We start from the raw sequence: 21,599 nt of genomic DNA on the forward strand, positions 1-21,599 counted from the left end.
TCTCCAGCCTTTCGGGCTCATTGGCGGTAGACCAAAAAGGCCTTTTTCTGTAAGCTACAGCTTTAGTGTGTCCACTAAAAGCGCGCAGAATTATTCGGTGAAGAAGCGGGGTGACGTGTCCATACGTCACTCCGCTTTTTTACAACCTGCGATCGCCCTTTCAGGCTTTATTTACGGGAGGTCTTCTTGACTAAGCCAGCCATACTCGCCCTTGCTGATGGCAGCATTTTTCGCGGCGAAGCCATTGGAGCCGACGGTCAAACCGTTGGTGAGGTGGTGTTTAACACCGCAATGACCGGCTATCAGGAAATCCTTACCGATCCTTCCTACGCCCAACAGATCGTTACCCTGACCTACCCGCACATCGGCAACACCGGCACCACGCCGGAAGACGCCGAGTCTGACCGCGTCTGGTCCGCTGGCCTGGTTATTCGTGACCTGCCCCTGGTTGCGAGCAACTGGCGTAACACGATGTCCCTGTCTGACTACCTGAAAGCCAACAACGTTGTGGCTATCGCCGGTATCGACACCCGCCGCCTGACACGCATCCTGCGTGAGAAAGGCGCACAGAACGGCTGCATCATGGCCGGTGACAACATTTCCGAAGCCGCCGCCATCGCCGCCGCACAGGGTTTCCCTGGCCTGAAAGGCATGGACCTGGCGAAAGTCGTCAGCACCAAAGAGCAGTACGAATGGCGCTCGACTGTCTGGGATCTGAAAACCGACAGCCACGCAACCATCGACGCTTCCGAACTGCCGTACCACGTGGTCGCCTACGACTACGGCGTCAAGCTGAACATCCTGCGCATGCTGGTCGCGCGCGGTTGCCGTGTGACCGTGGTGCCTGCACAAACGCCTGCTGCCGATGTGCTGGCAATGAATCCGGATGGTGTGTTCCTGTCCAACGGCCCTGGTGATCCGGAGCCATGCGACTACGCGATCCAGGCGATCAAGGACGTGCTCGAAACCGAGATCCCGGTGTTCGGCATCTGCCTGGGTCACCAGCTTCTGGCGCTGGCTTCCGGCGCCAAGACCCTGAAAATGGGCCATGGTCACCACGGTGCCAACCACCCGGTCCAGGATCTGGACAGCGGCGTAGTGATGATCACCAGCCAGAACCACGGTTTTGCGGTAGACGAAGCGACCCTGCCAGCCAATGTTCGCGCGATCCACAAATCGCTGTTCGACGGCACCCTGCAAGGCATCGAGCGTACCGACAAGAGCGCTTTCAGCTTCCAGGGTCACCCGGAAGCCAGCCCTGGCCCGAACGACGTAGCGCCATTGTTTGATCGCTTCATCAACGAGATGGCCAAGCGACGCTGATCGCTCGCCTTGATGGTGCAAGGCTTGAGGGCGGTCCCGACACCGGTGGCCCCCTCAAGGCTTCAAAGATTGAACAAGACGGCTTGCCGACTGACCTGCGGATTTGAGTGACAAACCCATGCCAAAACGTACAGACATTAAAAGCATCCTGATTCTCGGCGCTGGCCCGATCGTTATCGGCCAGGCCTGCGAATTCGACTACTCCGGCGCCCAGGCCTGCAAAGCCCTGCGCGAAGAGGGTTACCGCGTCATCCTGGTGAACTCCAACCCGGCGACCATCATGACCGACCCGGACATGGCCGACGCCACGTACATCGAGCCGATCAAATGGCAGACCGTTGCCAAGATCATCGAGAAAGAGCGTCCGGACGCGCTGCTGCCAACCATGGGTGGCCAGACCGCTCTGAACTGCGCTCTGGACCTGGAGCGCGAAGGCGTTCTGGAGAAGTTCGGCGTAGAGATGATCGGTGCCAACGCCGACACCATCGACAAGGCTGAAGACCGTTCGCGCTTTGACAAGGCGATGAAATCCATCGGCCTGGACTGCCCGCGTTCGGGTATCGCCCACAGCATGGAAGAAGCCAACGCCGTTCTCGAACGCCTGGGCTTCCCATGCATCATCCGTCCGTCCTTCACCATGGGCGGCACTGGTGGCGGTATTGCTTACAACCGTGAAGAATTCGAAGAAATCTGCGCTCGTGGTCTGGACCTGTCGCCAACCAAAGAGTTGCTGATCGACGAATCCCTGATCGGCTGGAAAGAGTACGAGATGGAGGTTGTCCGCGATAAGAAGGACAACTGCATCATCGTCTGCTCCATCGAAAACTTTGACCCGATGGGCGTGCACACCGGTGACTCGATCACTGTTGCGCCAGCACAGACCCTGACGGACAAGGAATACCAGATCATGCGTAACGCCTCGTTGGCGGTACTGCGTGAGATCGGCGTGGAAACCGGCGGCTCCAACGTTCAGTTCGGCATCTGCCCGGACACTGGCCGTATGGTCGTGATCGAGATGAACCCGCGTGTTTCACGCTCTTCGGCACTGGCCTCGAAAGCCACTGGTTTCCCGATTGCGCGTATCGCTGCCAAGCTGGCGATCGGCTACACCCTCGACGAACTGTCGAACGAAATCACTGGCGGCGCTACGCCTGCGTCCTTCGAGCCGTCCATCGACTACGTCGTGACCAAGCTGCCACGTTTTGCCTTCGAAAAATTCCCGAAAGCCGACGCACGCCTGACCACCCAGATGAAGTCGGTCGGTGAAGTCATGGCCATCGGCCGGACCTTCCAGGAATCCTTGCAGAAAGCCCTGCGCGGTCTGGAAGTGGGTGTTTGCGGCCTGGACGAGAAGCTCGACCTGAGCAACCCGGAAAGCATGAGCGTGCTCAAGCGCGAACTGACCGTGCCGGGCGCCGAGCGTATCTGGTACGTGGCTGACGCCTTCCGCGCCGGTCTGTCGGTCGAAGACATCTTCGGCATGAACATGATCGACCCGTGGTTCCTGGTGCAGATAGAAGATCTGATCAAGGAAGAAGAAAAGGTCAAGACCCTGGGTCTGGCCAGCATCGACCGCGACGTGATGTTTCGCCTCAAGCGCAAAGGCTTCTCCGACATGCGTCTGGCCAAGCTGCTGGGCGTGACCGAGAAGGCGCTGCGTCGCCACCGTCACAAGCTTGAGGTTTACCCGGTCTACAAGCGCGTTGACACCTGCGCGGCCGAGTTCGCCACCGACACCGCCTACATGTACTCGACTTACGAGGAAGAGTGCGAAGCCGCGCCATCGGGTCGCGACAAGATCATGATCCTCGGCGGCGGTCCAAACCGTATCGGCCAAGGCATCGAGTTCGACTACTGCTGCGTACACGCGGCGCTGGCACTGCGCGAAGACGGGTACGAGACCATCATGGTCAACTGCAACCCGGAAACTGTTTCCACTGACTACGACACTTCCGATCGCCTGTACTTCGAACCAGTGACCTTGGAAGACGTGCTGGAAATCGTCCGCGTCGAGAAGCCGAAAGGCGTGATCGTCCAGTACGGCGGCCAAACCCCGCTGAAACTGGCTCGCGCCCTGGAAGAAGCCGGCGTGCCGATCATCGGCACCAGCCCGGACGCCATCGACCGCGCCGAAGACCGTGAGCGCTTCCAGCAAATGGTTGAGCGTCTGAACCTGCGTCAGCCGCCAAACGCCACCGTGCGCAGCGAAGACGAAGCGATTCGTGCCGCTGCCAAGATCGGTTACCCGCTGGTGGTTCGTCCGTCCTATGTGCTGGGCGGTCGTGCGATGGAAATCGTTTACGAAGAAGAAGAGCTGAAGCGCTACTTGCGTGACGCGGTGAAAGTGTCGAACGACAGCCCAGTGCTGCTCGACCACTTCCTCAACTGCGCCATCGAAATGGATGTGGATGCGGTCTGCGACGGCACCGACGTGGTGATCGGCGCGATCATGCAACACATCGAGCAGGCAGGCGTTCACTCGGGTGACTCCGCATGCTCCCTGCCCCCGTACTCGCTGCCTGGTCACATCCAGGACGAGATGCGCGAACAGGTCAAGAAAATGGCCTTGGAACTGGGCGTTGTCGGCCTGATGAACGTGCAGTTGGCGCTGCAAGGCGAAGACATCTACGTCATCGAAGTCAACCCGCGCGCTTCCCGTACCGTGCCGTTCGTGTCGAAATGCATCGGTGTTTCCCTGGCTATGATCGCGGCTCGCGTGATGGCCGGTAAAACCCTGAAGGAAATCGGTTTCACCAAAGAAATCATTCCGAACTTCTACAGCGTGAAAGAGGCGGTGTTCCCATTCGCCAAATTCCCTGGTGTGGACCCGATCCTGGGCCCAGAGATGAAGTCCACCGGTGAAGTGATGGGCGTGGGCGACACCTTCGGTGAAGCATTCGCCAAGGCCCAGATGGGCGCGAGCGAAGTGTTGCCGACCGGCGGTACTGCGTTCATCAGCGTACGTGACGATGACAAACCGCTGGTTGCAGGCGTAGCCCGTGATCTGATCAACTTGGGCTTCGAAGTGGTCGCTACTGCCGGTACTGCCAAGCTGATCGAAGCCGCAGGCCTGAAAGTGCGCCGTGTCAACAAGGTGACCGAAGGGCGTCCGCACGTGGTCGACATGATCAAGAATGACGAAGTCACGCTGATCATCAACACTACCGAAGGTCGTCAGTCCATCGCTGACTCGTACTCCATTCGTCGTAATGCCTTGCAGCACAAGATTTACTGCACCACGACTATTGCTGCTGGCGAAGCCATCTGCGAAGCGCTGAAGTTCGGTCCCGAGAAGACCGTGCGCCGCTTGCAGGATCTACACGCAGGATTGAAGGCATGATCAAATACCCAATGACCGTCCAGGGCGCGAAAGCCCTGGAAGAGGAACACGCTCACCTGACCAAGGTCGTTCGTCCGAAGCTCAGCCAGGACATCGGAACGGCCCGCGAGTTGGGCGACTTGAAGGAAAACGCCGAATACCACGCTGCTCGCGAGCAGCAAGGTATGGTCGAGGCGCGGATTCGTGACATCGAAGGCCGGATTCAGAATCAGGTCATCATTGACGTCACGACCATTCCTCACACCGGCAAAGTGATTTTCGGCACCACCGTTGAGATCGCCAACGTCGAGACCGATGAGCGCGTCACTTACCACATCGTGGGTGAGGACGAGGCTGATTTCAAACTCGGCAAGATTTCCGTCGGTTCGCCACTGGCTCGCGCCTTGATTGCCAAGGAAGAGGGTGATGTGGTCTCCGTGAAAACGCCGGGTGGCGTGATCGAGTACGAGATTGTCGAAGTCCGCCACATCTAAAGGCCTGCGCCCGCTGCGTGCGGGCGCCATGCTTTGGCAGTTGACTCAGATGTTGTGGGTTGGCGGCTTGTGGCTATTACACATCGGTCTGGTGCCGGCGCTGGGCCAAACAGGCCTGGCGCCGATGCTGATTGACGAAATTGCGGGCATGTTGAATGCGCTGATGGTGGGATTTGCCGCAGCGTGTGTGATTTTTCAGGCTTTGGTGCTGGTACAGGCCGATGGCCTTGCGAGTCTATGGCGCGATATTCGTGGGCAGCTGCTGCTGATGGCGCTGTATGCGTGTGCGATGTTTTTCGCGGTGCGCTTCGGTTGGCCGGAGATGGGGCGGTGGCAGGTGTTCAGCTATCTGATTCTGGGCTTCTCCGGGCTGGTGCTGGTGATGCAGCCGGTACCGGGATGGAGCGGCAGGGTGCGCGAAGCACACCCTTGACCCTTGCCATCACTTGAAGCGATGGACGTTCGACAGCTGCTTGTTGACGCTGAAGTTCTTGCGGTAAATCAGTGCCATCTTGCCGATGACTTGAACCAGATCCGCTTTGCCGACCTTGCAGAGTTCTGCAATGGACGCCAGGCGCGATTCGCGATCGAGGATGTTGAGCTTGATTTTGATCAGCTCGTGATCCGCCAGGGCGCGTTCAAGTTCGGCTAACACACCTTCAGTCAAACCGTTGTCAGCCACAATCAAAACTGGTTTCAGATGGTGGCCAATGGATTTGTACTGTTTCTTCTGCTCTTGAGTGAGCGGCATAATCTGACCCTTTCGTCTGGATTCTGTAAAATGGCGGCCATTTTACCCGAGGGCTCGTGGATCCGCCCAATTAATCACGACCCTTATCAACGAGGTGCCCAATGGCGCGTTCCAAGACAAGCCTTGGTTGGCTGAAAAGACATGTCAACGATCCTTATGTGAAGCAGGCGCAGAAGGATGGCTACCGCTCGCGTGCGAGTTACAAACTTCTGGAGGTCCAGGAGAAATACAAGCTGATCCGTCCAGGGATGAGCGTTGTCGACCTGGGCGCGGCGCCCGGAGGGTGGTCGCAGGTGACTAGCCGCCTGATCGGTGGTGAGGGGCGTCTGATCGCCTCGGACATTCTGGAAATGGACAGCATTCCGGACGTGACTTTCATCCGGGGTGACTTCACTGAGGATGAAGTGCTCGCTCGGATCCTTGAAGCCGTGGGTAATTCGCAGGTGGACCTTGTGATTTCCGATATGGCCCCCAATATGAGTGGTACGCCTGAAGTGGACATGCCGAAAGCCATGTTTCTTTGCGAGCTGGCGCTTGATCTGGCGGAGCGGATACTCAAGCCAGGTGGTAATTTTGTTATCAAGATTTTTCAGGGCGAAGGGTTTGATGTTTACTTGAAGGATACTCGTCGGAAATTCGACAAGATCCAGATGATCAAGCCGGACTCGTCTCGAGGCAGCTCCCGCGAGCAATACATGCTGGCTTGGGGTTACCGCGGGCGTAGTGAGTAAAACGAGGTTTTTTGGCGGGGCGATAGGTTTTTCGTATTTCGTCCCGTGAGCATTAGCGAATATTGTGTAGAAAGTGTTTCACAAAGGGTTACAGACGGCGCCTGCCAGAGCCGTAGGTAATGTAGTAAGTTAGGCCGGTGAATATCATGCGAAGCGCGCGCCATTAGCGGAGCTTGCTTCAGAGGGTAGTTAATTGAACGATATGGCAAAGAATCTGATCCTGTGGTTGATCATCGCGGCTGTCCTGGTGACGGTGATGAACAACTTCTCCAGCCCTAACGAGCCGCAGACCCTCAACTATTCCGACTTCATCCAGCAGGTCAAGGATGGCAAGGTCGAGCGCGTAGCGGTTGACGGCTACGTGATTACCGGTAAACGCAACGATGGCGACAGCTTCAAGACCATTCGTCCGGCCATCCAGGACAACGGTCTGATCGGTGACCTCGTGGACAACCACGTCGTGGTCGAAGGCAAGCAGCCTGAACAGCAAAGCATCTGGACTCAACTCCTGGTCGCAAGCTTCCCGATTCTCGTGATCATTGCCGTTTTCATGTTCTTCATGCGCCAGATGCAAGGTGGTGCGGGCGGTAAGGGCGGGCCGATGAGCTTCGGCAAGAGTAAGGCGCGCCTGCTCTCTGAAGATCAGGTGAAAACCACATTGGCTGACGTTGCCGGTTGCGACGAAGCCAAGGAAGAAGTCGGCGAACTGGTCGAGTTCCTCCGTGATCCGGGCAAGTTCCAGCGTCTGGGTGGTCGTATTCCTCGCGGCGTACTGATGGTCGGTCCTCCGGGGACCGGTAAAACGTTGCTGGCCAAGGCGATTGCCGGCGAAGCGAAAGTGCCGTTCTTCACCATCTCCGGTTCCGACTTTGTTGAAATGTTCGTTGGTGTTGGTGCTAGCCGCGTTCGCGATATGTTCGAGCAGGCCAAGAAGCACGCGCCATGCATCATCTTTATCGATGAAATCGACGCTGTTGGTCGTCACCGTGGTGCCGGCATGGGCGGTGGTCACGATGAGCGCGAGCAGACTCTCAACCAGTTGCTGGTAGAGATGGACGGCTTCGAAATGAATGACGGCATCATCGTTATCGCTGCAACCAACCGGCCGGACGTATTGGACCCTGCGTTGCTGCGTCCAGGCCGTTTCGACCGTCAGGTTGTGGTTGGTCTGCCAGACATTCGTGGTCGCGAACAGATTCTTAAAGTCCATATGCGCAAAGTGCCAATGGGTGACGACGTCGCTCCAGCGGTGATCGCTCGCGGCACGCCTGGTTTCTCCGGTGCTGACCTGGCTAACCTGGTGAACGAAGCGTCTTTGTTCGCCGCCCGTGCCGGCAAGCGCATTGTCGAAATGAAAGAGTTCGAACTGGCGAAAGACAAGATCATGATGGGCGCTGAGCGCAAATCGATGGTCATGTCCGAGAAGGAAAAGCAGAACACCGCTTATCACGAAGCCGGCCACGCTATCGTGGGTCGTGTCGTGCCAGAGCATGATCCGGTCTACAAGGTTTCGATCATTCCGCGCGGGCGTGCGTTGGGTGTGACCATGTTCCTGCCGGAAGAAGATCGCTACAGCTTGTCCAAGCGTGCGCTTATCAGCCAGATCTGCTCGCTGTACGGTGGTCGTATCGCAGAAGAAATGACCCTGGGCTTCGATGGCGTCACCACGGGTGCATCCAATGACATCATGCGTGCAAGCCAGATTGCGCGGAACATGGTGACCAAGTGGGGCTTGTCGGAAAAACTCGGCCCGCTGATGTATGCAGAAGAAGAGGGTGAAGTGTTCCTCGGTCGCGGCGGCGGTGGTCAGAGTGCGAGCTTCTCTGGTGAGACAGCCAAACTGATCGACTCCGAAGTGCGTAGCATCATTGACCAGTGCTATGGCACGGCCAAGCAGATCCTCACGGACAACCGAGACAAGCTTGATGCCATGGCTGATGCCCTGATGAAGTACGAGACGATTGATGCTGATCAGATCGATGACATCATGGCCGGTCGTGCACCGCGCGAGCCTCGTGACTGGTCAGGTGGCACTGGTACTTCCGGGACACCTCCGGCAGTGCAGGACGAGCGTCCGGAAACACCAATCGGCGGTCCGGCTGCTGACGTATAAGGTTTGAAATGACTTCTGTTCAGTCCTCGACCCGGTTGCCTTGCGGCAACCGGGTTCTTGATTTGGCCCAGACGCATGTCATGGGTATTCTCAATGTCACTCCTGATTCCTTTTCTGACGGCGGCCGATACAGCCAGTTGGATGTGGCTCTGCGCCACGCCGAGTCGATGGTGTTGGCGGGTGCGACACTGATTGATGTCGGTGGAGAATCAACCCGCCCAGGCGCCCGGGCGGTTTCTCCGCTTGAGGAGTTGGAGCGCGTCGCTCCTATCGTTGAGCGCATCCATCGCGAACTCGATGTGATTATTTCTGTCGATACTTCCACGCCAGCAGTCATGCGTGAGACCGCGCGCTTGGGTGCCGGCTTGATCAACGATGTGCGCTCGCTTCGTCGAGATGGTGCCCTGGATGCGGCTGCAGTCACTGGGCTACCCGTGTGTCTGATGCATATGCTCGGTGAGCCGGGCGACATGCAGGATAATCCGCACTACCAGGACGTCACCAAAGAAGTGGGCGAATTTCTCACTGAGCGAATGGCTCAGTGCGCGTTGGTGGGTATCCCGCCGGAGCGGATTATTCTTGATCCGGGTTTTGGCTTCGCGAAAACCTTGCGGCACAATCTAAGCTTGTTTAAGCATATGGAAGCCTTGCACGCCTTGGGGCGGCCCCTGCTGGTCGGGGTTTCGCGAAAGAGCATGATTGGTCAGGCCTTGAACCGTCCGGTCGGTGAGCGTCTTTTTGGTGGTCTTGCGCTCGCAGCGCTGGCTTCGGCCAAGGGGGCGCGTATATTGCGCGTCCATGATGTTGCCGAAACAATGGACGTGGTGCGGATGATCGCCGCAGTGGAATCAGCCGAATAAGAATGATGGAGCACTTATGAGCAAAAAATACTTTGGTACCGACGGTATTCGTGGTCGTGTCGGCGAATACCCGATTACTCCTGACTTCATGCTCAAACTCGGCTGGGCGGCGGGTATGGCGTTCCGCAAAATGGGCGCTTGCAAGGTATTAGTCGGCAAGGACACCCGGATATCCGGTTACATGTTTGAATCTGCGCTAGAGGCCGGGTTGACGTCGGCAGGTGCGGACGTGATGCTGCTGGGCCCCATGCCAACGCCAGCGATCGCTTATCTGACGCGTACTTTTCATGCTGAAGCGGGCATCGTGATCAGTGCCTCGCATAATCCTCACGATGACAATGGCATCAAGTTCTTCTCCGGAAAGGGCACCAAACTCCCGGATGAAGTCGAACTGATGATTGAAGAGTTGCTCGACACCCCGATGACCGTCGTTGAGTCCAGCAAGATTGGCAAGGTCTCGCGCATCAACGACGCTTCTGGCCGTTACATCGAATTCTGCAAAAGCAGCGTCCCGACCGGCACCAGCTTCGCTGGTCTGAAGATCGTGATCGACTGCGCCCATGGTGCGACCTACAAGGTTGCCCCAAGCGTATTCCGTGAGTTGGGTGCTGAAGTCGTTGTGCTATCCGCTCAGCCGAATGGTCTGAACATCAACGACAATTGTGGTTCGACCCATATGGGTCAATTGCAGGCTGCCGTATTGGCTGAGCACGCTGATCTGGGTATCGCGTTCGATGGCGACGGTGATCGTGTCCTGATGGTTGATCACACCGGTGCCATTGTTGACGGTGACGAACTGCTCTATATCATTGCCCGCGATCTGCATGAGCGCGACAAGCTGCAAGGCGGTGTGGTCGGCACGTTGATGAGTAACCTGGGGCTGGAATTGGCCCTGGCGGATCTGTCGATTCCATTTGTGCGTGCCAACGTTGGCGACCGCTATGTCATCGCTGACTTGCTTGAGCGCAACTGGCTGGTGGGTGGTGAGAACTCGGGGCATATCGTTTGCTTCAATCACACCACGACCGGTGATGCGATCATTGCTGCACTGCAGGTGTTGATGGCGTTGAAGACTCGCTCCGAAGGGCTGGCTCAGGCTCGTCAAGCGCTGCGCAAGTGCCCTCAAGTGCTGATCAACGTCCGTTTTGGTGGTGGTGCGAGTCCGCTCGATCATCCAGCCGTCAAAGAAGCCAGCGACCGTGTTACCAAGGCGATGGCGGGGCGTGGTCGGGTGCTATTGCGCAAGTCCGGGACGGAGCCGTTGGTGCGTGTCATGGTTGAAGGCGAGGACGAAACACAGGTTCGCGGTTACGCCGAAGAGCTGGCAAAACTCGTTACTGAAGTTTCTGCCTGAATTCGGCTTGCCAGCCTTGATTGTGTTGGGTAACATCTGCGCCCACTTTGACCGACGAGGTACAGCATGCGTCGCCCTATGGTAGCTGGTAACTGGAAGATGCACGGTACCCGCGCCAGCGTCGCTGAGCTGATCAACGGCCTTAGTCACCTGGCCTTGCCGAGCGGTGTTGATGTCGCGGTATTCCCGCCTAGCTTGTTCATCAATCAAGTGATTGATGGCATGAAAGGCCAGTCGGTTTCGGTCGGCGCGCAGAATTCTGCGGTGGAATCCGAGCAAGGTGCGTTGACCGGTGAAATCGCGCCGAGTCAGTTGGTGGATGCAGGTTGTTCCCTGGTACTTGTCGGGCACTCCGAACGCCGCCAGATATTGGGCGAGCAGGACGCAGTGCTGATCCGCAAGTTCGCAGCGGCGCAGGCCTCTGGCTTGATTCCGGTGTTGTGCATAGGGGAGACCCTTGAGCAGCGCGAAGCCGGGAAAACGATGGAGGTTGTCTCGGCTCAACTGAGCAGCATCATCGATGAGCTGGGTGTCGATGTATTTGCAAAAGCAGTGATCGCTTACGAGCCGGTTTGGGCCATTGGCACCGGGCTGACTGCTTCGCCGCAACAAGCGCAGGATGTGCATGCAGCCATTCGCGCGCAGTTGGCGGCAAAGAATTCTGAAGTCGCACAAGGTGTGCGGCTTCTATACGGCGGCAGCGTGAAGGCGGCCAATGCGGTCGAACTGTTCGGCATGCCGGATATCGATGGGGGTCTCATTGGTGGGGCTTCCCTGAATGCAGATGAGTTCGGTGCGATCTGTCGCGCCGCGGGAAACTGAAAAAATGCTGGAAACAGTCGTAGTCGTTTTTCATCTGCTGGGTGCATTGGGCGTAGTTGCTCTCGTATTGCTGCAGCAGGGTAAAGGTGCGGATGCTGGCGCGTCTTTCGGAGCAGGTGCTTCAAATACTGTATTCGGAAGCCAAGGTTCCTCTACCTTTCTTAGTAAGTTTACTGCTATACTTGCCGCAGGTTTCTTCATAACCAGCTTGGGGTTAGGTTACTTTGCTAAAGAGAAGGCTCACCAGCTGACTCAAGTAGGTCTCCCAAATCCAGCAGTGTTGGAAGTTCCAAAGCAACAACCGGCTTCTGATGATGTCCCGGTGCTTCAAGAGCAAAAGTCGGCTACTCCAGCGACTGACGTGCCTCCAGCTCAAGAGCAAAAGTAAGAAGGGTTTCAAACGTAGTATTGCCGAGGTGGTGGAATTGGTAGACACGCAACCTTGAGGTGGTTGTGCCCATAGGGTGTAGGGGTTCGAGTCCCCTTCTCGGTACCAATTGTCAGGAGAGCCCGCTGTTGCGGGCTTTCTTGTAGGTGGAAGGTTACATTGACCCTGTTAGGGATCGGTCGTATACTTCCGCCCCAGCTTTGTCGCGGGGTGGAGCAGTCTGGTAGCTCGTCGGGCTCATAACCCGAAGGTCGTCGGTTCAAATCCGGCCCCCGCAACCAGTTTAAGGAGCCCCTTTTAAGGGGCTTTTTGTTAGCTGGACACTTTCTGCGCCGCTGTTCGACGGCGTTTCAAGGATGGGCGTTTCGCCCATTTTTTTATTTTGCATAGCATGCACATACATGCACGAGGGGGTTCAGGTGTCGAGCAAGCTAGAAGAGTTGCAGGCCTTGTTGGCCCCGGTGGTCGTGGCCCTGGGCTATGAATGCTGGGGTATTGAGTTTTCGGCTCAAGGTCGTCACTCGATGTTGCGCGTTTATATTGATAAAGAGGGCGGTGTGCTGGTGGACGATTGCGCCATTGTCAGCCGTCAGATCAGCGGTGTCCTGGATGTTGAAGATCCGATCGCCGTTGAGTACACCCTTGAAGTTTCCTCGCCTGGCATGGAACGCCCGCTGTTCACTATTGAGCAGTTTGCAAAATTTGCCGGTGAACAAGTGAAGATCAAGCTGCGCTCGCCTTTTGAAGGACGACGCAACTTTCAGGGCCTTCTGCGCGGTGTAGAAGATCAGGACGTCGTGGTGCAGGTAGAAGACCATGAGTTCCTGTTGCCGATCGATATGATCGACAAGGCCAACATTATTCCCAGTTTTGACTGAGACGCGGATCCCGCGGATCCAATGGCTTGCGAAAGGCGAGGCGTACGATGAGCAAAGAAGTACTGCTGGTTGTTGAGTCGGTATCCAATGAAAAGGGCGTACCGGCAAACGTAATTTTTGAAGCGCTGGAGCTGGCTCTGGCCACTGCTACCAAAAAGCGTTTTGAGGACGAAGTCGATCTGCGTGTGGAAATCAATCGCCACACCGGTGCTTATGAGACATTCCGTCGCTGGACGGTCGTCGAAGAAGCAGACCTGGACGATCCGGCCATTGAAACCTGGCCGAGCAAGGTTGCCGAAACGCATCCTGGTGCCAAGGTTGGCGATGTAGTCGAAGAAAAAATCGAATCCATCGAATTCGGCCGTATCGCTGCACAGACTGCCAAGCAAGTCATCGTGCAGAAAGTTCGTGAAGCCGAGCGCGCACAAGTGGTTGACGCTTATCGCGAACGCCTGGGGGAAATCATCTCCGGTACCGTGAAGAAAGTGACCCGCGACAACGTGATCGTCGACTTGGGCAACAACGCTGAAGCGTTGCTGGCTCGCGAAGATATCATTTCTCGCGAAACCTTCCGTGTCGGCGTGCGTCTGCGTGCGCTGCTCAAGGAAATCCGCACCGAGAACCGTGGCCCGCAGCTGATCTTGTCGCGTACCGCGCCTGAAATGCTGATCGAGTTGTTCCGCATCGAAGTGCCGGAAATCGCTGAAGGCCTGATCGAAGTAATGGCTGCATCCCGTGATCCGGGTTCGCGCGCCAAGATCGCGGTCCGCTCCAAGGACAAACGCATCGACCCACAGGGCGCTTGCATCGGTATGCGCGGTTCGCGTGTCCAGGCAGTGTCGGGTGAGTTGGGCGGTGAGCGTGTGGACATCGTCCTGTGGGACGACAACCCGGCTCAGTTCGTGATCAATGCCATGTCCCCGGCAGAGGTTGCGGCAATTATCGTTGACGAAGATGCCCACGCAATGGACATCGCCGTTGGCGCAGACAATCTGGCTCAGGCCATCGGTCGTGGTGGTCAGAACGTGCGTCTGGCTAGCCAATTGACTGGCTGGACCCTGAACGTGATGACCGAATCGGACATCCAGGCTAAGCAGCAAGCAGAAACCGGCGACATCCTGCGCAACTTCATCGACGAGCTGGAAGTCGACGAAGATCTGGCACAGGTGCTGGTAGATGAAGGCTTCACCAGCCTGGAAGAGATTGCCTACGTACCGTTGGAAGAAATGCTCAACATCGACGGCTTTGACGAAGAAACCGTCAACGAGCTTCGCGCTCGTGCCAAGGATCGTTTGTTGACCAAAGCCATCGCTACTGAGGAAAAGCTGGCAGACGCCCATCCGGCCGAAGACCTGCTCTCGCTTGAGGGTATGGACAAGGATTTGGCGATGGAACTGGCGGTGCGCGGCGTAATTACCCGCGAAGACCTGGCCGAGCAGTCTATTGACGACCTGCTCGACATCGACGGCATTGACGATGATCGTGCCGGCAAGTTGATCATGGCCGCCCGAGCCCACTGGTTCGAGTAATTAGGCGCGGCCTGAGGAGAGAAGTGCATGACGCAAGTCACGGTGAAACAACTGGCCGATGAGGTCAAAACACCGGTAGAGCGCCTGTTGCAGCAGATGCGTGAGGCAGGTCTGCCGCACACCGCCGCCGAAGAAAGTGTGACTGACAGTGAGAAGCAATCGTTGCTGACTCACTTGAAAAGCAGCCACAAGGCGAAAGTGGAAGAACCACGCAAGATCACGCTGCAGCGTAAAACCACCAGCACACTGCGTGTTGCTGGCAGCAAAAGCATCAGCGTTGAAGTTCGTAAAAAGAAAGTTTTCGTACAGCGCAGCCCGGAAGAAATCGAAGCCGAGCGCAAACGCGAACTGGAAGAGCGTCGCGCAGTAGAAAATGCTGCTCGTCAAAAGGCTGAAGAAGAAGCCAAGCGTCGCGCCGAAGAAGAAGCGCGTCGCCAGCCTGCTGCGGCGCAAAACGCTACTTCCGACGCTGTTGCAGCGCCTGCTGCAGTTGCTGAACCCGTGCGTGAAAGCGCACCGGTTGTGGCTGCCGCACCCGCACCGTCTGCTGACGCTCGCAACAAGCAGAACGAACAGCGCCGTCCGGACAAACCACGTGCCGACGATAACAATCGTCGTGGCAGTGGCGATGGCGAGCGCAAAAACGCTCCGCATCGTGCTTCGGTCAAAGAGAAAGCGCCTGCTCCACGTGTTGCGCCACGTACTACCGACGAAGAAAGCGATGGCTTCCGTCGTGGTGGTCGCGGCAAGGCCAAGTTGAAGAAACGCAACGCCCACGGTTTCCAGAGCCCAACCGGCCCTGTTGTGCGCGAAGTGAAGATCGGCGAGACCATCACTGTTGGCGATCTCGCCCAGCAGATGTCGGTCAAGGCAGCTGAAATCATCAAGTTCATGTTCAAACTGGGTACTCCAGCGACCATCAATCAGGTACTGGATCAGGAAACTGCCCAACTGGTTGCTGAAGAGCTGGGCCACAAAGTGACCCTGGTCAGCGACACCGCCCTGGAAGATTCCCTGGCCGAGTCCCTGAAGTTTGAAGGTGAAGCGTTCTCCCGTGCTCCAGTCGTGACCGTCATGGGCCACGTTGACCACGGTAAGACCTCGCTGCTCGACTATATCCGTCGTGCCAAGGTAGCTGCTGGCGAAGCTGGCGGTATCACCCAGCACATCGGTGCATACCACGTTGAAACCGAACGCGGCATGGTCACCTTCCTCGATACCCCGGGTCACGCCGCGTTTACCGCAATGCGTGCTCGTGGTGCCAAGGCGACCGACATCGTGATCCTGGTGGTTGCAGCGGACGACGGCGTGATGCCGCAGACCGTTGAAGCCGTTCAGCACGCCAAGGCTGCCGGTGTTCCGCTGGTTGTTGCAGTGAACAAAATCGACAAGCCGGGCGCCGATCTCGATCGCATCCGTAGCGAACTGTCGGTTCACGGCGTGACCTCGGAAGAGTGGGGCGGCGACACCCCGTTCGTATCGGTTTCGGCGAAAGTCGGTACTGGCGTGGACGAGTTGCTCGAAGCTGTTCTGCTGCAAGCCGAAGTCCTGGAACTGAAAGCAACTCCTTCGGCTCCTGGCCGTGGCGTTGTGGTTGAATCGCGTCTCGACAAAGGTCGTGGCCCGGTTGCAACCGTTCTGGTTCAAGACGGTACCCTGCGCCAAGGCGACATGGTGCTGGTCGGTTCGAACTATGGCCGTGTACGTGCCATGCTCGACGAGAACGGCAAGCCGATCAAGGAAGCCGGTCCTTCCATCCCTGTCGAGATCCTCGGCCTGGACGGTACCCCGGACGCTGGCGACGAGATGAGCGTGGTTGCCGACGAGAAGAAAGCCCGTGAAGTGGCTCTGTTCCGTCAAGGCAAGTTCCGCGAAGTCAAACTGGCCCGTGCTCACGCTGGTAAGCTTGAAAACATCTTCGAGAACATGGGTCAGGAAGAGAAGAAGACGCTCAACATCGTCCTCAAATCCGACGTCCGTGGTTCCCTGGAAGCGTTGAACGGTGCCTTGAACGGCCTGGGTAACGACGAAGTGCAAGTGCGTGTTGTGGGCGGCGGCGTGGGTGGTATCACCGAGTCCGACGCTAACCTGGCACTGGCTTCCAACGCTGTACTGTTCGGCTTCAACGTGCGTGCCGATGCCGGCGCTCGCAAGATCGTCGAGCAGGAAGGTCTGGATATGCGTTACTACAACGTGATCTACGACATCATCGAAGACGTCAAGAAGGCCCTCACCGGTATGCTGGGCAGCGATGTTCGCGAGAACATCCTGGGTACCGCTGAAGTGCGTGACGTGTTCCGTTCGCCGAAGTTTGGCGCGATCGCCGGTTGCATGGTTATCGAAGGTGTTGTTCACCGTAACCGACCAATCCGTGTACTGCGTGAAGACATCGTTATCTTCGAAGGCGAGCTGGAATCCCTGCGCCGCTTCAAGGATGACGCTTCCGAAGTACGTGCCGGCATGGAATGCGGTATCGGCGTGAAGAGCTACAACGACGTCAAAGTCGGTGACAAGATCGAAGTCTTCGAGAAGGTTCAGGTTGCTCGCAGCCTCTAACTCGCGCACTTCAAGGGCCACGCCTAGCCGCCGCATGCAGATGCGCGGCACCGCGTCAGGACTCTAAACGCAACGCCCGGTCTGGCTTTTGTCAGGCCGGGCGTTTGCCGCTTTCAGACCCCTCGGGTTTCACCGTGGGGCAGTAACAGGTAACAAGACATGGCAAAAGAATACAGCCGTACCCAACGTATCGGCGATCAGATGCAGCGTGAGCTGGCACAGCTGATCCGTCGTGAAGTCAAAGACCCGCGCGTCGGCCTGGTCACCATTACTGCTGTTGAAGTCAGCCGTGACGTCGGTCACGCCAAGATCTTCATCACCGTGATGGGGCAGGACAACGCCGAAGACATCGCACAAAGCATCAAGGTGCTCAACTCCGCCGCCGGTTTCCTGCGTATGCAGTTGGCTCGCGAAATGAAGTTGCGCAGCGTTCCTCAGTTGCACTTCCACTACGACGAAAGTGTCGTGCGTGGTGCGCACCTGTCGGCCCTGATCGAGCGTGCGGTGGCTGAAGACAATCAGCACCCGGTAGCGGCTGAACCCGAAGACGCCAAGGAGTAATCGGTGGCTCAGGTCAAACGTATCCGTCGTAACGTCAGCGGAATTATCCTGCTCGACAAGCCGCTGGGGTTCACCTCCAACGCCGCGTTGCAGAAGGTTCGCTGGTTGCTCAACGCCGAGAAAGCCGGGCACACCGGCAGTCTTGATCCGCTGGCCACCGGCGTGTTGCCGTTGTGCTTCGGTGAGGCGACCAAGTTTTCGCAGTACCTGCTCGACTCCGACAAGGGTTACGAAACCCTGGCGCAATTGGGCAAAACCACCACCACTGCGGATGCCGAGGGTGAGGTTTTGCAGGAGCGCCCGGTGACCGTTGGTCGCGCCGATGTCGAAGCTGTTTTGCCCGGTTTTCGTGGGAAAATCAGCCAGATACCGCCGATGTACTCGGCGCTCAAACGCGACGGGCAGCCGCTGTACAAGCTGGCCCGTGCCGGCGAAATAGTGGAGCGCGAACCGCGTTCTGTTACTATTGCGCGCTTGGAATTGCTGGCCTTCGAGGGTGATACTGCGCGGCTTGCAGTGGATTGCAGCAAAGGCACCTATATCCGCACTCTGGTGGAGGATATCGGTGAGAAACTCGGTTGTGGCGCTTACGTTGCTGAATTGCGACGTACCCAGGCCGGGCCTTTCACGCTCGCGCAGACGGTCACGCTGGAAGAGTTGGAAGCCGTACATGCCGAAGGCGGCAATGAAGCGGTTGATCGCTTCCTGATGCCATCGGACAGCGGCCTGCTGGATTGGCCGCTATTGCAGTTCTCGGAGCACAGTTCGTTCTACTGGCTTAACGGCCAACCGGTCCGAGCCCCGGATGCACCGAAATTCGGCATGGTACGGGTACAGGATCACAATGGTCGCTTCATCGGTATCGGTGAAGTGAGCGAAGACGGGCGCATCGCGCCACGTCGACTGATTCGGTCAGAATGACCGGACGAGGGTGGCTGTCAACAGGCACGGTCACTACTCATTTTTAGATACAGGGATTTGTCCCTGGCCTGTTGAAACTGTTTTTCTGAAACAGTTTCCTGATAAAAGGATTGCCTCATGGCTCTCGACGTTCAAGAAAAAGCTCAAATCGTAGCTGACTACCAGCAAGCCGTTGGTGACACTGGTTCGCCAGAAGTGCAAGTTGCACTGCTGACCCACAACATCAACAAGCTGCAAGGTCACTTCAAGGCCAACGGTAAAGATCACCACTCCCGTCGTGGTCTGATCCGCATGGTAAACCAGCGTCGTAAGCTGCTGGACTACCTGAAAGGCAAGGATCTGGGTCGTTATCAGGCTCTGATCGGTCGCCTGGGTCTGCGTCGCTAATAAGCGATTGCGCTAGAGGTTGGTTGTCTGTCGTGCGTCAGCGGGTTTCCCGCTGGCGCATGGCAGGCTCCCAGCCTCAAGTTTTATCTGGACACACGTTTTACCCCGGACAGGCGTTGGGCCGATTCCCGACATTGCCCAAGAATTTCGCAAGAAGACAAGTTCCCCAAGAGCCACAAAAGAAGGTAGGACACCGTGAACCCGGTAATCAAAAAATTCCAGTTCGGTCAGTCGACCGTTACCCTCGAGACTGGCCGTATCGCCCGTCAGGCCTCCGGCGCAGTATTGGTCACCGTTGACGACGATGTCAGCGTATTGGTGACCGTAGTCGGTGCCAAACAAGCCGATCCAGGCAAGGGCTTCTTCCCTCTGTCCGTTCACTACCAGGAAAAGACTTACGCTGCCGGTAAGATCCCTGGCGGTTTCTTCAAGCGCGAAGGCCGTCCTTCCGAGAAAGAAACCCTGACTTCCCGACTGATCGACCGTCCGATCCGTCCGCTGTTCCCAGAAGGCTTCATGAACGAAGTGCAGGTTGTCTGCACTGTCGTTTCCACCAGCAAGAAGACCGATCCGGACATCGCTGCGATGATCGGTACCTCGGCTGCCCTGGCCATCTCCGGCATTCCTTTCGATGGCCCGATCGGCGCTGCCCGCGTTGCGTTCCACGAAAGCACCGGTTACCTGCTGAACCCGACTTACGAACAGCAGAAAGCTTCGAGCCTGGACATGGTCGTTGCCGGTACTTCGGAAGCCGTGTTGATGGTTGAATCGGAAGCCAAAGAGCTGACCGAAGACCAGATGCTGGGTGCAGTACTGTTTGCTCACGACGAGTTCCAGGTTGTGATCAACGCTGTCAAAGAACTGGCTGCTGAAGCTGCCAAGCCGACCTGGACCTGGGCTCCACAGCCAGAAGCCACCGCATTGCTGGGCGCTATCCGTGCCGAGTTCGGCGACGCGATCTCCCAGGCTTACACCATCACCATCAAGGCCGACCGTTACGCTCGTCTGGGCGAACTGAAAGACCAGGTGGTTGCCAAGCTGTCCGGTGAAGAAGGCCAGCCTTCTTCCAGCGAAGTCAAAGCAGCATTCGGCGAAATCGAATACCGCACCGTTCGCGAAAACATCGTAAACGGCAAGCCACGTATCGACGGCCGCGACACCAAGACCGTACGTCCTCTGAACATCGAAGTCGGTGTTCTGCCTAAGACCCACGGTTCGGCCCTGTTCACCCGTGGCGAAACCCAGGCTCTGGTTGTTGCGACACTGGGTACCGCCCGTGACGCACAACTGCTGGACACCCTGGAAGGCGAGAAAAAAGACCCGTTCATGCTGCACTACAACTTCCCTCCGTTCTCGGTAGGTGAGTGTGGTCGCATGGGTGGCGCTGGTCGTCGCGAAATCGGTCACGGCCGTCTGGCCCGCCGTTCGATTGCCGCCATGCTGCCTGCTGCCGACGTGTTCCCGTACACCATTCGTGTTGTTTCGGAAATCACCGAGTCCAACGGTTCGAGCTCCATGGCTTCGGTCTGCGGCGCTTCCCTGGCCTTGATGGATGCCGGTGTCCCGATGAAAGCACCGGTTGCCGGTATCGCCATGGGCCTGGTTAAAGAAGGCGAGAAATTTGCCATCCTGACCGACATCCTGGGTGACGAAGACCACCTCGGCGACATGGACTTCAAAGTAGCCGGTACCGCCAAAGGTGTTACCGCGCTGCAGATGGACATCAAGATCAAAGGCATCACCGAAGAGATCATGGAAATCGCTCTGGGCCAAGCCCTGGAAGCGCGCCTGAATATCCTCGGTCAGATGAACCAGATCATTGGCCAGTCGCGTACCGAACTGTCGGAAAACGCTCCGACCATGATCGCGATGAAAATCGACACCGACAAAATCCGTGATGTCATCGGTAAAGGCGGCGCGACCATTCGTGCGATCTGTGAAGAGACCAAGGCTTCGATCGACATCGAAGACGACGGTTCGATCAAGATCTTCGGCGAAACCAAGGAAGCGGCTGAAGCAGCACGTCAGCGCGTTCTGGGCATCACCGCTGAAGCTGAAATCGGCAAGATCTACATGGGTAAGGTTGAGCGCATCGTCGACTTCGGCGCGTTCGTCAACATCCTGCCAGGCAAGGACGGTCTGGTTCACATCTCGATGCTGAGCGATGCTCGCGTTGAGAAAGTGACCGACATCCTGAAAGAAGGCCAGGAAGTGGAAGTACTGGTACTGGACGTGGACAACCGCGGCCGTATCAAGCTGTCCATCAAAGACGTAGCAGCAGCCAAGGCTTCGGGCGTTTAATCACTCCCCACGCCTGACCGCTTCAACGTTATAAAAAATGCCCCGCAGTGAACACTGCGGGGCATTTTTTTTGTCTGTGAAACGGGGTGTGAAGTTGCTGACCCTCGGACCCGGTGCTAGGTTTAGCCCACTGCCCGTGTAGCTCAGTTGGTAGAGCAGCGCACTCGTAACGCGAAGGTCGCAGGTTCGACTCCTGTCTCGGGCACCATCCCCCAGTTACGTCACCTTTCTGCTCAGTCATCCACGGTACGTCTGAGTTGATCCAGTTGATTGTCCTGATCGCTGACTTCGCGCCCGTACGAGTTGTGGAT

18 protein-coding genes and 3 tRNA genes are annotated in these 21,599 nt (G+C 57.3%); 20 read left to right on the forward strand and 1 reads right to left on the reverse strand.

Annotated features, from left to right (window positions below):
* The first annotated feature begins 186 nt into the window (after positions 1-186).
* The 4 genes from carA (at position 187) to NL116_RS04725 (ending at position 5,569) form a co-directional block, all read left to right on the forward strand.
* Positions 187-1,323: a glutamine-hydrolyzing carbamoyl-phosphate synthase small subunit gene (gene carA / locus NL116_RS04710; protein WP_494376214.1), complete on the forward strand. Its 1,137-nt coding sequence runs from the start codon at positions 187-189 to the stop codon at positions 1,321-1,323.
* A gap of 118 nt (positions 1,324-1,441) precedes the next feature.
* Positions 1,442-4,663, forward strand: coding sequence for a carbamoyl-phosphate synthase large subunit (gene carB / locus NL116_RS04715; protein WP_494376215.1), 3,222 nt, complete (start codon positions 1,442-1,444; stop codon positions 4,661-4,663).
* A complete protein-coding gene (gene greA / locus NL116_RS04720) occupies positions 4,660-5,136 on the forward strand; it encodes a transcription elongation factor GreA (protein WP_494376216.1) in 477 nt (158 codons plus the stop codon). The genes carB and greA overlap by 4 nt, the downstream gene beginning before the upstream one ends.
* A gap of 28 nt (positions 5,137-5,164) precedes the next feature.
* On the forward strand, positions 5,165-5,569 hold the full coding sequence (locus NL116_RS04725) for an MFS transporter (RefSeq protein WP_494378001.1): 405 nt from the start codon (positions 5,165-5,167) through the stop codon (positions 5,567-5,569).
* 9 nt (positions 5,570-5,578) lie between these two features.
* Here NL116_RS04725 and NL116_RS04730 read toward each other — a convergent pair whose 3' ends face one another.
* Positions 5,579-5,887 (reverse strand): YhbY family RNA-binding protein, encoded by a 309-nt coding sequence (locus NL116_RS04730; RefSeq protein WP_007942889.1) that lies wholly within the window; start codon positions 5,885-5,887, stop codon positions 5,579-5,581.
* A 101-nt stretch (positions 5,888-5,988) separates the two neighbouring features.
* On the opposite strand from NL116_RS04730, the gene rlmE reads away from it, so the two are divergent.
* From rlmE to NL116_RS04810, 16 genes are all read left to right on the forward strand, one after another.
* Positions 5,989-6,618, forward strand: a complete 630-nt coding sequence (gene rlmE, locus NL116_RS04735; protein ID WP_494376217.1) for a 23S rRNA (uridine(2552)-2'-O)-methyltransferase RlmE — start codon at positions 5,989-5,991, stop codon at positions 6,616-6,618.
* A 202-nt stretch (positions 6,619-6,820) separates the two neighbouring features.
* Complete coding sequence (gene ftsH, locus NL116_RS04740) at positions 6,821-8,731, forward strand: ATP-dependent zinc metalloprotease FtsH (protein ID WP_494376218.1); 1,911 nt, start codon at positions 6,821-6,823, stop codon at positions 8,729-8,731.
* An 8-nt stretch (positions 8,732-8,739) separates the two neighbouring features.
* Positions 8,740-9,591, forward strand: a complete 852-nt coding sequence (gene folP, locus NL116_RS04745; protein WP_494376219.1) for a dihydropteroate synthase — start codon at positions 8,740-8,742, stop codon at positions 9,589-9,591.
* Between the two features lie 16 nt (positions 9,592-9,607).
* Positions 9,608-10,945: a phosphoglucosamine mutase gene (gene glmM / locus NL116_RS04750; protein ID WP_123435255.1), complete on the forward strand. Its 1,338-nt coding sequence runs from the start codon at positions 9,608-9,610 to the stop codon at positions 10,943-10,945.
* A gap of 66 nt (positions 10,946-11,011) precedes the next feature.
* The gene (gene tpiA, locus NL116_RS04755) at positions 11,012-11,767 is read left to right on the forward strand and encodes a triose-phosphate isomerase (protein WP_494376220.1); all 756 of its coding nucleotides are present in this window, start codon (positions 11,012-11,014) and stop codon (positions 11,765-11,767) included.
* 4 nt (positions 11,768-11,771) lie between these two features.
* Positions 11,772-12,155 (forward strand): preprotein translocase subunit SecG, encoded by a 384-nt coding sequence (gene secG, locus NL116_RS04760; RefSeq protein WP_017336473.1) that lies wholly within the window; start codon positions 11,772-11,774, stop codon positions 12,153-12,155.
* A gap of 22 nt (positions 12,156-12,177) precedes the next feature.
* Positions 12,178-12,263: transfer RNA gene (locus NL116_RS04765), tRNA-Leu, on the forward strand.
* A 96-nt stretch (positions 12,264-12,359) separates the two neighbouring features.
* A tRNA-Met gene (locus NL116_RS04770) sits at positions 12,360-12,436 on the forward strand.
* A gap of 138 nt (positions 12,437-12,574) precedes the next feature.
* Positions 12,575-13,033 (forward strand): ribosome maturation factor RimP, encoded by a 459-nt coding sequence (gene rimP, locus NL116_RS04775; protein ID WP_494378002.1) that lies wholly within the window; start codon positions 12,575-12,577, stop codon positions 13,031-13,033.
* Positions 13,034-13,080: 47 nt separating this feature from the next.
* Positions 13,081-14,562: a transcription termination factor NusA gene (gene nusA / locus NL116_RS04780; RefSeq protein ID WP_007900474.1), complete on the forward strand. Its 1,482-nt coding sequence runs from the start codon at positions 13,081-13,083 to the stop codon at positions 14,560-14,562.
* A gap of 27 nt (positions 14,563-14,589) precedes the next feature.
* The gene (gene infB / locus NL116_RS04785; protein ID WP_494376221.1) at positions 14,590-17,118 is read left to right on the forward strand and encodes a translation initiation factor IF-2; all 2,529 of its coding nucleotides are present in this window, start codon (positions 14,590-14,592) and stop codon (positions 17,116-17,118) included.
* 159 nt (positions 17,119-17,277) lie between these two features.
* A complete protein-coding gene (gene rbfA / locus NL116_RS04790; RefSeq protein WP_007942872.1) occupies positions 17,278-17,679 on the forward strand; it encodes a 30S ribosome-binding factor RbfA in 402 nt (133 codons plus the stop codon).
* A 3-nt stretch (positions 17,680-17,682) separates the two neighbouring features.
* A complete protein-coding gene (truB, locus tag NL116_RS04795) occupies positions 17,683-18,600 on the forward strand; it encodes a tRNA pseudouridine(55) synthase TruB (RefSeq protein ID WP_494376222.1) in 918 nt (305 codons plus the stop codon).
* A 117-nt stretch (positions 18,601-18,717) separates the two neighbouring features.
* Positions 18,718-18,987, forward strand: a complete 270-nt coding sequence (gene rpsO / locus NL116_RS04800; protein WP_003176135.1) for a 30S ribosomal protein S15 — start codon at positions 18,718-18,720, stop codon at positions 18,985-18,987.
* A gap of 195 nt (positions 18,988-19,182) precedes the next feature.
* Positions 19,183-21,288, forward strand: coding sequence for a polyribonucleotide nucleotidyltransferase (gene pnp / locus NL116_RS04805; RefSeq protein ID WP_494376223.1), 2,106 nt, complete (start codon positions 19,183-19,185; stop codon positions 21,286-21,288).
* A 132-nt stretch (positions 21,289-21,420) separates the two neighbouring features.
* Positions 21,421-21,496 (forward strand) — tRNA-Thr (locus NL116_RS04810).
* The last annotated feature ends 103 nt before the right edge of the window (positions 21,497-21,599 follow it).

It is taken from the genome of Pseudomonas sp. FBCC-B1667 (assembly GCF_059133255.1).